Genomic DNA, 12032 nt, shown 5'->3' with positions numbered 1-12032 from the left:
GTACAAGTGGTAAGGGCAAAACGTAAATTAGATCATATTGAATATGCTCTTTCTACTGGTCAGTCTCGTACGCATGGCTTTTATGATATTGATTTTGTGCATCAAAGCTTGCCAAATTCAAGTTATGACACTGTAACATGTGAAACAAAAATCGGCGAACTTTCACTAAGTTCGCCGATTTTTATCAATGCGATGACTGGTGGTGGAGGAGAGCAAACATTACATATTAATGAGCAATTAGCATATGTAGCGAAACATCATAACCTTGCTATGGCTGTAGGATCCCAAATGGCAGCTTTAAAAAATGAAAGCGAGGCGGCTTCTTATAAGATCGTCAGAAAGGTAAATCCAAATGGTATTTTCTTTGCTAATTTGGGGAGTGAGGCAACTGTCGAACAGGCAGAGCGTGCCGTTGATATGATTGAAGCGAATGCACTGCAAATTCATTTAAATGTCATACAGGAGTTAACGATGCCAGAAGGAGACCGTGATTTTACTGGTGTACTTCGGCGAATTGAACAAATTGTTTTAAACAGTAAAGTTCCAGTCATTGTAAAAGAAGTGGGATTTGGAATGAGTAAGGAAACAGTACAACAGTTAGCGAGTATAGGTATAACAGCAATTGATATTGGCGGACAAGGTGGTACAAATTTTGCTGCTGTTGAAAATGAAAGAAGACAGCGAATGCTTTCTTATTTTAATAACTGGGGCATACAAACAGCTACCTCGATTATTGAAGCAACCTCTACAAATAATAACCTCTCTTTTATTGCATCTGGGGGTATACAAACAGCACTTGACGTGGCGAAGGCAATCGCATTAGGGGCGAATACAACTGCGTTTGCTGGATACTTTTTACGTATTTTAATGCAAGATGGTGTTGAGAAGTTAGTGGATGAAATCGATCTTTTACATACAGATTTAAAATTTATTATGACAGCTCTTGGCGTGAAGACGATAGAAGAGTTACAATCTGTACCTCTTATTGTAAAAGGCGAAACGTATCATTGGTTAGCACAGCGAGGGATTGACACTGCACATTATAGTAGGCGATAAAAAAATCAACCGTCCGGTTGATTTCTTTGCGTTTTATTTTCGTAAGCAGAACGTGTGCAAACTTTTCGATATAGCTGGTTAGCGATAAAACAAGATAAGAGATTGTTATTTAAGAGTCAAAAGAAACAAGAAAAAATTTACGATAATTTAGGGGATGAGGATGTTAATAAAAAAGGAGATAATGTATCCTCAAATAATAAAAATACGATAGGACCCATTACATATAATAGTGAAGATGTTAATATTCATGCACGAAATATAAGAGAAGATACAGTGGTTTCTGGATATAATAAAAAGGTTGAAACTTCATTAACTTCAAATGTAAGAGAAGGGGATTCTAGTTCAACAACAGTACAATCAACAATTAAAACGGCGAATATTACGATCGCAGTCGGGAATAAATTGTATAGGAATCCAATGGTGAATGCAGGAAGTGGAATGGAAGCACTAATTTTGCCAAGGGAATTAGGAGAAGATAAAAATCCATCGGAAGATTCATATGTAAATTATTATTTTAATATATCAAATGAAGTGAACTTAAGTAATGCTGAAGTAGTATTACTTTCTGATCAAGGAAATACCATTGTGAGTAGGGAAATTACAGAAGAAAAAGAAGATATTGTAGGCGTGAAAAAAGAGGTTGAGCGAAAGTTAAATGAAATAGAGAGACGGATTATGTACGTATAGAGGTAAAGCGTTAAAAATCCTTCTCTTCATACGTATTATGTTATTACATGTTCTAAAAAAACAACAGGTATAGTTACGATTGATGCCTCATCAAGTGATAGGGTTTATAATGTGAAAACAAAAGAATTATATTACGAGTAGAAATAAAATAATTGTGTAAAAAGACGGTTTCGTACAATATCGAAACCGTCTTTTTGTATTGCCCATAAAAGCCCGATTGGTGTGGGCTAATAATCAGTGGGGATGGATCCCCTTCACTGAAGTTTTACTTTATTTAATGCTGATTCTGCTTTCGAGCTTGCTCCGGTGTATCAAGACTTGTTGCACCGGGATATTGAAGTGATTGGTCGCGATCAGATTCAACGCGGCGTGATTCTCTTAGCTTTCGTTCTTGGCGATCTTTACCCATTGTGAGTTACACCTCCTTATTAAAAGTTTTGCTGTTATGGGAAAAACTATGCACAAAGAAAAGGAGGATTAACTTTCATAAAAAGTTCCCATAATGGAAAACATAGGAGGTGAAGTGATGGATGGGAGTACTTTTTATTTTGTTGCTTGGATAGGCTGGATTGTCGTGACCTTTTTTATGAAAAAGGAATCTATTCGTTGGAAGATAAGTGCTTGTATATTAATTTTTATTATTTGTTCTCCGTTAAATGTGACGATTGCTTCTTTCACGATATCGGTAAATGCCCTTTTTCTTTGTATTATTTCTTTTGTATGCATCACGTTATATTCTATTTGGAAAAAATTATATACCTTACTTTCGGCACTTATCATTGCAATGTTATATACAAGCTTTCATTTGTTAGAAGTATATGATCCAATTTGGATTGTGGTTGATAGGTTGTTGCTGTTAAGTGGTGCGCTTGTGTATGCATCGGTTTTATTGCACGGGGATCGCATATTACGATTATGCTCTTTATATATAGGGATGTTACAAGGGGAATTGTTGGTGACGCTTATTTTTCGTAAATTACATTTTCCTTATGAATATGGCAGTTTAGCTTTTTTAGATGTTGCTGCTGTTTCCACTTTATTTATGGCGATTTTACTTTGGATTACAAAGGCATCAGTATACATGGAACAATTTAAGAGGAAAACACGTAAAAGAAAGGCGAGGGTAATACATGACTGAATATACACCAGCTATTTTATGTGGCGTAATTGCAGGTACAATAACTAGGGTGTTAATGCTTCGTACCGATACGAGGCAATATCCGACGAGGCTTCACGGGAAAATTATTCATATCGCGATGGGATTAATTGCGGCTGCCTTAGGAGCAATTGCGATTCCGTCTGTTTTGAAAAAAGATTTCTCTGCAATTACATTTCTTACGTTAGCAGCGACGCAATTTCGTGATGTGCGCAATATGGAAAGAAATACACTTCAACAATTAGATGGTTATGAGCTCGTACCACGTGGTAATACATACATTGAAGGGATTGCATTAGTATTTGAAAGTCGTAACTACTTGGCGATGTTAACGTCGTTTGTAACAACGTTTGCGTATATAGGATTCCATTCATGGATTGCTGGGGTAATTACTGGTATAGTAAGTTTTTCCATTGCGAAAAAATTAATGTCAGGTAAAAGACTTCATGACCTTGTAGAAATTGAGCACGTTCCACTTCGTTTTGAAGGAGCCGGACTTTATATTGATAATATTTACATTATGAATATTGGATTGCCAGCAAGGCAAGAAGAAATTATGAAATATGGAATGGGATTTATTTTGAAACCGAAATCGATAGATGCGATGGTTACAATCTCAAACTTAGGACAACGTCAAGCTATTTTACATGATGTTTCGGTTGCTTTAGGAATATATAGAGATTCTGGAACGCCGGCACTTGTACCGTTAGCGAAGCGTGATTTAGAGGATGGGAGAGTTGGGGTTTTTGTTCTGCCGCAAGATCAAGATGCAGAAAAAGCGATAGGGGTAATCGGGAATGTACCAACATTAGAGAGTGCTGTTCATATGTCATCAGAAGCTCCGAAAGGAAGGGGAGATAAGAGATGATGTTAGAAAGTGTTATTCTCGCAGTCATTACAACAACGCCAGAGAAATTTGCAGGTGGTGCCCCTTTATTTCTTTGCGAGTCGACAGAGGAACTAGAATTTGTTGCAAATAATTTAGAGGCTATTTTAGATGGTATTGCACATCGCTTACAAGATAATGTATATATTATTGTGAAACATTAGTAACGTGTGGTATAATGTGAGGTGTTTTGATACGTTGAGAAATATTCTGGAATGCAAATCCCTTCTTGCACAAAGAAGGGTTTTTTACATAATAAACAGAAGCAAGTTGAAAGGATGAAAGTATATGCCGAAACCAGTAATAGCGATAGTAGGCCGCCCGAACGTAGGGAAATCTACTATTTTCAATAGAATTGTTGGAGAAAGAGTTTCAATCGTAGAAGATATACCAGGTATAACGCGAGACCGTATTTATAGTGCGGGAGAATGGTTAAACCATGAATTTAACATTATTGATACAGGTGGAATTGATATTGGAGACGAGCCATTTTTGACACAAATTCGTCAACAAGCGGAAGTAGCGATTGATGAAGCAGATGTTATCATTTTTATGACGAATGGTCGCGATGGTGTAACTGCAGCAGATGAAGAAGTTGCTAAAATTTTATACCGTTCTAAAAAACCAATTGTACTTGCGGTAAATAAGGTTGATAATCCAGAAATGCGTAGTGATATTTATGATTTTTATGCATTAGGATTTGGCGAGCCATTCCCGATTTCAGGTACACACGGTTTAGGACTTGGTGATTTGTTAGATGAAGCTGCAAATCATTTTCCAAAGATTGAAGAAGAAGCGTATGACGATGAAACAATCCGTTTCTCTTTAATTGGACGTCCAAACGTAGGGAAATCATCACTTGTAAATGCACTTCTTGGTCAAGAACGTGTAATTGTAAGTAATATAGCGGGAACGACGCGTGATGCTGTCGATACACCATATAGTAAAGATGATCAAGATTATGTAATCATCGATACAGCTGGTATGCGTAAAAAAGGGAAAGTATACGAAAGCACAGAAAAATATAGTGTACTTCGTGCACTTAGAGCGATTGAACGTTCTGACGTTGTTTTAGTCGTTTTAGACGGAGAAGAAGGAATTATTGAACAGGATAAAAAAATCGCTGGATATGCTCATGATTCAGGACGTGCTGTTATTATCGTCGTAAACAAATGGGATGCAGTGAAAAAAGATGAAAAAACAATGAAAGCATTTGAAGAAAACATTCGCGCTCATTTCCAATTTTTAGAGTATGCGCCGATTGTATTCTTATCTGCGAAAACGAAAAAACGTACACAAACATTATTACCAGTTATTAATGAAGTAAATGAAAGCCATAGCATCCGCGTACAAACGAACGTATTAAATGATGTAATTATGGATGCGGTCGCGATGAATCCAACGCCGACTCATAATGGTAGCCGTCTGAAAATCTTCTATGCGACACAGGTTGCGGTAAAACCACCAACATTTGTTATATTTGTAAACGATACAGAATTAATGCACTTTTCATATGAGCGCTTCTTAAAGAACCGTTTACGTGAAGCGTTCGGTTTTGTAGGAACGCCGATTCACATTATCGCTAGAGCAAGAGACTAATGGAGAGGATGTGATTTTATGACAAAAATCACAGTAATAGGAGCAGGTAGCTGGGGAACAGCGTTAGCGATGGTATTAGCTGACAATGGGCATGATGTACGTATTTGGGGAAATCGTTCTGAACTTATGGATGAGATTAATACGAAACATGAGAATAGTCGATATCTTCCAGGAATTACATTGCCAAGCACAATCGTAGCCTACTCTTCTTTAGAAGAAGCATTAGTAGATGTAAATACAGTACTGCTAGTAGTACCGACGAAAGCGTACCGAGATGTATTACAAGAGATGAAAGAAATTGTTACAGAACCAGTTACTTGGATTCATGCAAGTAAAGGAATCGAACCAGGTACGTCAAAACGTATTTCGGAAGTGATTGAGGAAGAAATTCCAGAGAACCTAATTAAAGATGTTGTTGTACTGTCTGGACCGAGTCATGCTGAAGAAGTAGGTTTGCGCCAAGCGACGACTGTTACGTCTGCAGCTAAACGTATGGAAGCGGCTGAGGAAGTACAGGATCTGTTTATGAATAGCTATTTCCGTGTATATACAAACCCAGATATCGTTGGAGTTGAACTAGGTGGTGCTTTAAAAAATATTATTGCACTAGCTGCGGGAATAACTGACGGACTTGGATTAGGTGATAATGCGAAAGCCGCATTAATGACACGTGGTTTAACGGAAATTGCTCGTTTAGGAAGAAAGATGGGCGGAAATCCACTGACATTTGCTGGTCTAACTGGTATGGGGGACTTAATTGTAACTTGTACAAGTGTGCATAGTCGAAATTGGCGTGCAGGAAATATGCTTGGAAAAGGACACTCTTTAGAAGAAGTGTTAGAAAGTATGGGTATGGTTGTTGAAGGTGTACGAACAACGAAAGCTGCTCATGAGTTGGCAGAGAAAATGGAAGTTGAAATGCCGATTACAGCGGCTTTATATGACGTATTGTTCAATGAGAAAAATGTAAAAGATACAGTAGGCTCATTGATGGGACGTGTTCGAAAACATGAAGTTGAAGCGATACCTGATTTGTTATAAAAAAAGCGGTAGAAGTACATTTCGTACTTCTACCGCTTTTTTATTTTTTATGGGTCTTTTCACCAATTTTTCACTTTTGCATAGGATGAAGAGTAACTTGAGGAGAGGGTGAAAAGAATGGATAACAACATTTTTAGTAACATTGAAAAGGAAGCAAAAGTGAATAAAGAAGATATTTTTAAATTAGCATCATCTGTACAAAATGCGAATTTACGTGATGAGAAAGTGCTGCGTCAATTGATTCATCAAGTTGCTCTAATGGCAGGACGCGAAGTGCCAAAAGAGCAAGAGGATCAAATTGTAAAAGCGATTATTAACAATAATATGCCGGCGGATTTTGGTTCGTTAAGTAAAATGTTTAAAAAATAATTTATGAGAAACAAAGAGTTTAGAGAATGCATATGATAGTCATGAAAGAATGGGAATAGAGCTGTTAAGGGCATATTTGGTCAACCGAAGCGCATTATTACGCGCTTCGGTTTTATTATTTTAAATAAAAATCATCAATTCACGGCAAAATGATGATTTTTATTTGTTTAAAGATTTTAATTTGTTAAAATAGTATAAAAATAGATTAAAAGTAAAGGGGTGTATATATGTCGGAAGGGCTTATAAAAATGTGGTTTGCTTTAGGAGCAATTGGATTTATGTTTCTTGCAGTAAGTTTTATTTTATTAAGTAGGCATAAAATGAAGAATAAATTTTTGAAAGGGATTACAGCTTTAGTAGCGTACACCCTCATGATTGTATCGGGAATTGTTATTTTCCTTGTTGTATTTAGTGGCCCTATTGAGCAATAAAGGATGTGTAGTCGGTAAATGTTACAAAAAGGAACAGTCCATACTAGCATGAAAAGGTGATTGTCAGTGAAAAAAATCCATATTATTTTAATATTTTGTTGCATGAGCATTTTAACAGGGTGTATGTATCCAAGAGAAAATATGAAACAAAGTGCTATTCCTTATGAAGACCAGTTGCAAGTTGTACAAAAAGCCATTAATACATATAAGGAGCAAACAGATGGTTTATTACCAATTAAGACGCGTGATATGAGTACGCCGATTTATCAGAAGTATCCAATTGATTTTCAAAAAATTGCCCCAAGGTACATACAAGAGGCGCCAGGGAATGCGTATGAAAGTGGTGGGGTATATCAATATGTATTAATAGATGTTGAAAAAAATCCGACAGTAAAGTTAATTGATGTGAGAATGGCGGAACAAATTCAAGAAGTGGCATTGAAGCTAAGGATGTATCGTGATGAATATCAATATCCACCTTTTAAAAAAGTGATTGCAGATGGTGTTTATGAATTAGACTTCAAAAAACTAGGATATAAAGATGTACCACAAGTGACAAGTCCGTACTCAGGAAAAGGTCTCCCTCTTGTAATCAATGAAAAAGGAGAATTGTTTGTTGATTATAGAATCGACTTATATGAATCGTTGAAAAAAAATGAAGGACAATTTAAAGAAGGTGAAGATATTCGGAGTATACTATCGAAGGATTCACCGTTTGTTCCTGCATATTCTTTGCCATACACAGTAAAAAATGGAGAACCAATTTTTTTAAAATCATAAGTCATGAACCTTTCTTTTAGTGAATAAGTTCTAGAAGAAAGGTTTTTTATGTTATACAACTTGCGATGCAAACAAAAGGTATTTTTAAATAGTCATATGAAATTGGACAAAATTATATGATATATTGTCCGAACTTCTAGAATACCATTATATTATATCAGATATTATAGACAACGTTAGAGAAGGTATTAGTTGACTATAGACGTGGAATTATTCCCAAAAATATTGAGGGAGGGAATCACTTGGAAAAGGTAGATATTTTTAAAGATATTGCGGAACGCACAGGCGGTGATATTTATTTTGGAGTTGTAGGAGCTGTTCGAACAGGGAAATCAACATTTATTAAAAAATTTATGGAACTTGTTGTTATTCCCAATATTGAAAATGAGTCAGACCGTCAAAGAGCGCAGGATGAACTGCCTCAAAGTGCTGCTGGTCGTACAATAATGACGACGGAACCGAAGTTTGTTCCAAACCAAGCGGTTTCTATCGAAGTAGATGAAGGTCTTGAAGTGAATATTCGATTAGTAGATTGTGTTGGATATACGGTTCCAGGAGCAAAAGGCTATGAAGATGAGAATGGTCCGCGCATGATTAATACTCCTTGGTATGAAGAGCCTATTCCATTCCATGAAGCTGCAGAAATCGGAACACGTAAAGTAATTCAAGAGCATTCAACAATAGGTGTCGTTATTACAACAGATGGAACAATTGGTGAAATTCCAAGAAGAGATTATATAGAGGCAGAAGAACGCGTTGTAAATGAGTTGAAAGAAGTAGGAAAGCCTTTCATTATGATTATCAATACTGTACAGCCATATCATCCAGATACGGAGCAGTTACGTCAAAGTTTATCAGAAGAATATGATATCCCAGTAATTGCGATGAGTGTAGAGAGTTTAAGAGAAACAGATGTGTATAACGTACTTCGAGAAGCGTTATTCGAGTTCCCGGTTTTAGAAGTGAATGTAAACCTTCCGAGCTGGGTAATGGTGCTAAATGAAGGACATTGGTTACGCCAAAGTTATCAGGAAGCGGTTCAAGAGACTGTAAAGGATATAAAACGTCTTCGTGATGTGGACCGTGTCGTTTGGCAGTTTAGTCAATATGAATTTATTGATCGAGCAAGTCTAGCTGGCATTGATATGGGGCAAGGTGTGGCCGAGATTGATTTATATGCGCCAGATGAATTATATGATCAAATTTTAAAAGAAGTAGTAGGAGTAGAGATTCGAGGGAAAGATCATTTATTGAAGCTTATGCTCGATTTATCTCATGCGAAAACAGAGTATGACCAAGTGGCGGATGCCCTGCGGATGGTAAAACAAACCGGATATGGAGTAGCAGCGCCTGCGTTAGCTGATATGAGCTTAGATGAACCGGAAATTATTCGTCACGGTTCAAGGTTCGGTGTTAAATTAAAAGCGGTTGCGCCGTCTATTCATATGATTAAAGTGGATGTAGAATCAACATTTGAACCGATTATCGGTACTGAAAAACAAAGTGAAGAACTAGTTCGTTATTTGATGCAAGATTTTGAAGATGACCCGCTATCAATTTGGAATTCTGATATATTTGGACGCTCTCTTAGCTCTATTGTTAGAGAAGGAATTCAAGCGAAGTTATCTCTAATGCCAGAAAACGCTCGTTATAAATTAAAAGAAACGCTAGAAAGAATTATTAATGAAGGATCTGGCGGATTAATTGCGATTATATTATAAGAAAAAAATCCCTCTAATTGCAGAGGGATTTTTTTCTTTTTGAGTTCGTAATAGAAAAATAAACAGCCATTATCTAATATTTTGTTGTAAATTGTCAAGTTTCATCAGAAATTCACATTTTAAGAGTAACAATTTCCTTAAAAATATTGAATTATAAAGGAGAATCGTATAATATAGGCGTTGATAATGATTTATCTACATCTTTGTAGTATAGAATTTGTAAAAATTGCCTACAAATGAAAGTAAGACTCATTTTATGATCATTATACAGTCTTATCTTTGGGAGGAGGTGAATGGCATGAACAAGACAGATTTAATCAATGCTGTTGCAGAAGCAAGTTCCCTTTCTAAAAAGGACGCAACAAAAGCAGTGGACGCTGTTTTTGATTCTATCTTAGAAGCTTTAAAACAAGGTGATAAAGTACAACTAATCGGATTCGGTAACTTCGAAGTTCGTGAGCGTGCGGCTCGTAAAGGTCGTAACCCACAAACAGGTGAGGAGATTGAAATCGCTGCAAGTAAAGTACCTGCATTCAAACCTGGTAAAGCGTTAAAAGATGCGGTTAAATAATCCTTACATATTAACAGGGAAGAAGAGTTTCCTTTTTGGAAACTCTTCTTTTTGCTTTTAAAAACATAAATATGCTAGAATGTGTTCGTATCACTTTTAGGTTTTTCGGGAGGGCTAGCGGATGGCAAAAGTTAATTTAGAACAAATTGAACATGCAGTACGTCTTATTTTAGAGGCGATTGGAGATGACCCAAATCGCGAGGGAGTACTTGATACACCGAAACGTGTTGCGAAAATGTACGCAGAAGTATTCTCAGGGATGCATGAGGATCCGAAAGAGCATTTACACAAAGTATTCGGAGAAGACCACGAAGAGCTTGTACTAGTAAAAGATATACCATTCTATTCGATGTGTGAGCATCATCTTGTTCCGTTTTATGGAGTTGCTCATGTTGCATATATTCCGCAAGGTGGAAAAGTAACAGGGCTAAGTAAATTAGCTCGTACTGTAGACACAATTGCGCGTCGTCCACAACTACAGGAACGAATTACATCAACAGTAGCTAACTCTATTATGGAAGTACTAGAGCCGCATGGTGTAATGGTAGTAGTAGAAGCAGAGCATATGTGTATGACGATGCGTGGTGTGAAAAAGCCTGGTGCGAAAACAGTAACGACTGCGGTGCGCGGCGTGCTAGAAAATGATGCAGCAGCACGTAGTGAAATTTTATCGTTTATTAAGACGAAGTAAAGAAAAGCGGGAAACTGCTTTTCTTTTTTTTATATACAAAAAAATGATATAGTTTTAGTGTTAAAGAGCAAGAATATAAAGGTTGAAAATTACTTCTGCCTTTTGTGGAAATGAATGTTTGTAGTTGTTAGAGACGAAGATAACTCGTATGAATGAAAGTTGAGGCTTTATTCGGTGGCAGTTTGGCAGAAGTAGCCAAGTTTTGATTATAGAAAATAGAATGTATGTGTTATAATAAATTTTATGAATTAGAAAACAAGGGTGATTTTTTGTGTGTGACATCTACGGAGGGTATGCGGGTATTAAAGAGAAATTGATGGAGAAATTACGCCATCCTTATTTTATAAACTATATTGAAGAACCATTTATTGATGAAGAGAAAATAGCGCTGTTATATGGTGCATTAAAAAGTGCAAATATACATAAAGAACAAATTGAACATTATGTAGTAACGATTATGCTTGTACAAATTGCTCTTGATACACATGAAAAAGTATCGAATAAAGCAAACGAAGAGACGAGTGGATTCCATAAGCGTCGTCAATTGACAGTTCTTGCAGGGGATTATTATAGTGGTCTATACTATTACTTATTGTCAATGAATTGTGATATTATCTTAATTCGTGCACTTGCTGAAGGAATTAAGGAGATTAATGAACATAAAATTATGCTATATCAAAAAGCACATGTGGCGATTCAAGACATAATGGAAAGTGTAGTAATAATTGAATCTGCGCTTTTACAAAAAACATGTGATCATTTTCATTTATCTAATTGGAAACCATATATAACTTATGTGTTAGGGAAAAATCGTCTTCAAAAAGAGTGTCAATTGTATGCTGATAAACAAAATTCACCTGTTTTTCAAGCGGTCCAACAAATCTCATTGGGTGACGATAAAAATTTAGAAACAGTTATTAATGAATGGCTTATGGAAATGAGAAAGCAGGAAGAAAATTTTTTAGAGAATCATACAGAAGTTAATGAGATAATTTCTATGTTAAGAGATAAATCAAGGACATAAGCAACTTTACATTGGAAGAA

At 36.3% G+C, this 12032-nt stretch carries 14 protein-coding genes and 1 pseudogene; 14 read left to right on the top strand and 1 reads right to left on the bottom strand.

Annotation, left to right across the window (positions count from 1 at the left end; translation table 11 throughout):
- The first annotated feature begins 6 nt into the window (after positions 1–6).
- Positions 7–1056 (top strand): type 2 isopentenyl-diphosphate Delta-isomerase, encoded by a 1050-nt coding sequence (fni, locus tag QCI75_RS19380; RefSeq protein WP_353761033.1) that lies wholly within the window; start codon positions 7–9, stop codon positions 1054–1056.
- A 102-nt stretch (positions 1057–1158) separates the two neighbouring features.
- Positions 1159–1884, top strand: a pseudogene (locus tag QCI75_RS19375) (hypothetical protein).
- A 133-nt stretch (positions 1885–2017) separates the two neighbouring features.
- On the opposite strand, the gene QCI75_RS19370 reads toward QCI75_RS19375, so the two are convergent.
- Positions 2018–2152, bottom strand: a complete 135-nt coding sequence (locus tag QCI75_RS19370; RefSeq protein WP_000513901.1) for a YpzI family protein — start codon at positions 2150–2152, stop codon at positions 2018–2020.
- A 117-nt stretch (positions 2153–2269) separates the two neighbouring features.
- On the opposite strand from QCI75_RS19370, the gene QCI75_RS19365 reads away from it, so the two are divergent.
- From QCI75_RS19365 to QCI75_RS19310, 12 genes are all read left to right on the top strand, one after another.
- Entirely contained in the window at positions 2270–2881 is a 612-nt protein-coding gene (locus QCI75_RS19365) for a YphA family membrane protein (protein ID WP_098776768.1), read from the top strand.
- Positions 2874–3767 (top strand): YIEGIA family protein, encoded by an 894-nt coding sequence (locus tag QCI75_RS19360; protein ID WP_144505281.1) that lies wholly within the window; start codon positions 2874–2876, stop codon positions 3765–3767. Before QCI75_RS19365 ends, QCI75_RS19360 begins: the two co-directional genes overlap by 8 nt.
- Complete coding sequence (locus QCI75_RS19355) at positions 3764–3949, top strand: capping complex subunit for YIEGIA (RefSeq protein WP_353761032.1); 186 nt, start codon at positions 3764–3766, stop codon at positions 3947–3949. The genes QCI75_RS19360 and QCI75_RS19355 overlap by 4 nt, the downstream gene beginning before the upstream one ends.
- 124 nt (positions 3950–4073) lie before the next feature.
- Entirely contained in the window at positions 4074–5384 is a 1311-nt protein-coding gene (der, locus tag QCI75_RS19350) for a ribosome biogenesis GTPase Der (protein ID WP_098776770.1), read from the top strand.
- A gap of 18 nt (positions 5385–5402) precedes the next feature.
- Positions 5403–6425, top strand: coding sequence for an NAD(P)H-dependent glycerol-3-phosphate dehydrogenase (locus QCI75_RS19345; protein WP_144505283.1), 1023 nt, complete (start codon positions 5403–5405; stop codon positions 6423–6425).
- Positions 6426–6542: 117 nt separating this feature from the next.
- Complete coding sequence (locus tag QCI75_RS19340) at positions 6543–6794, top strand: stage VI sporulation protein F (protein WP_002158593.1); 252 nt, start codon at positions 6543–6545, stop codon at positions 6792–6794.
- A 227-nt stretch (positions 6795–7021) separates the two neighbouring features.
- Complete coding sequence (locus QCI75_RS19335; RefSeq protein WP_098776772.1) at positions 7022–7225, top strand: DUF2768 domain-containing protein; 204 nt, start codon at positions 7022–7024, stop codon at positions 7223–7225.
- 66 nt (positions 7226–7291) lie between these two features.
- A complete protein-coding gene (locus QCI75_RS19330; protein ID WP_353761031.1) occupies positions 7292–8005 on the top strand; it encodes a hypothetical protein in 714 nt (237 codons plus the stop codon).
- 242 nt (positions 8006–8247) lie between these two features.
- Positions 8248–9726, top strand: a complete 1479-nt coding sequence (spoIVA, locus tag QCI75_RS19325) for a stage IV sporulation protein A (RefSeq protein ID WP_000416521.1) — start codon at positions 8248–8250, stop codon at positions 9724–9726.
- A 298-nt stretch (positions 9727–10024) separates the two neighbouring features.
- Positions 10025–10297, top strand: coding sequence for an HU family DNA-binding protein (locus QCI75_RS19320; protein WP_001043860.1), 273 nt, complete (start codon positions 10025–10027; stop codon positions 10295–10297).
- 121 nt (positions 10298–10418) lie between these two features.
- The gene (gene folE / locus QCI75_RS19315; protein ID WP_001151482.1) at positions 10419–10988 is read left to right on the top strand and encodes a GTP cyclohydrolase I FolE; all 570 of its coding nucleotides are present in this window, start codon (positions 10419–10421) and stop codon (positions 10986–10988) included.
- A gap of 271 nt (positions 10989–11259) precedes the next feature.
- Positions 11260–12012 (top strand): heptaprenyl diphosphate synthase component 1, encoded by a 753-nt coding sequence (locus QCI75_RS19310; RefSeq protein ID WP_353761030.1) that lies wholly within the window; start codon positions 11260–11262, stop codon positions 12010–12012.
- Positions 12013–12032 lie beyond the last annotated feature (20 nt).

Source organism: Bacillus cereus group sp. RP43, assembly GCF_040459645.1.
Lineage (GTDB): Bacteria > Bacillota > Bacilli > Bacillales > Bacillaceae_G > Bacillus_A > Bacillus_A mycoides_C.
The sequence above is the reverse complement of the archived record's forward strand: the minus strand, read 5'-3'. Positions and strand labels throughout refer to the sequence as shown.

Coding starts and splice junctions, on each gene's coding strand:
- QCI75_RS19370 (WP_000513901.1), bottom strand. CDS start 2,152: ATGGGTAAAGATCGCCAAGAACGAAAGCTAAGAGAATCACGCCGCGTT.
- QCI75_RS19365 (WP_098776768.1), top strand. CDS start 2,270: ATGGATGGGAGTACTTTTTATTTTGTTGCTTGGATAGGCTGGATTGTC.
- QCI75_RS19360 (WP_144505281.1), top strand. CDS start 2,874: ATGACTGAATATACACCAGCTATTTTATGTGGCGTAATTGCAGGTACA.
- QCI75_RS19355 (WP_353761032.1), top strand. CDS start 3,764: ATGATGTTAGAAAGTGTTATTCTCGCAGTCATTACAACAACGCCAGAG.
- der (WP_098776770.1), top strand. CDS start 4,074: ATGCCGAAACCAGTAATAGCGATAGTAGGCCGCCCGAACGTAGGGAAA.
- QCI75_RS19345 (WP_144505283.1), top strand. CDS start 5,403: ATGACAAAAATCACAGTAATAGGAGCAGGTAGCTGGGGAACAGCGTTA.
- QCI75_RS19340 (WP_002158593.1), top strand. CDS start 6,543: ATGGATAACAACATTTTTAGTAACATTGAAAAGGAAGCAAAAGTGAAT.
- QCI75_RS19335 (WP_098776772.1), top strand. CDS start 7,022: ATGTCGGAAGGGCTTATAAAAATGTGGTTTGCTTTAGGAGCAATTGGA.
- QCI75_RS19320 (WP_001043860.1), top strand. CDS start 10,025: ATGAACAAGACAGATTTAATCAATGCTGTTGCAGAAGCAAGTTCCCTT.
- folE (WP_001151482.1), top strand. CDS start 10,419: ATGGCAAAAGTTAATTTAGAACAAATTGAACATGCAGTACGTCTTATT.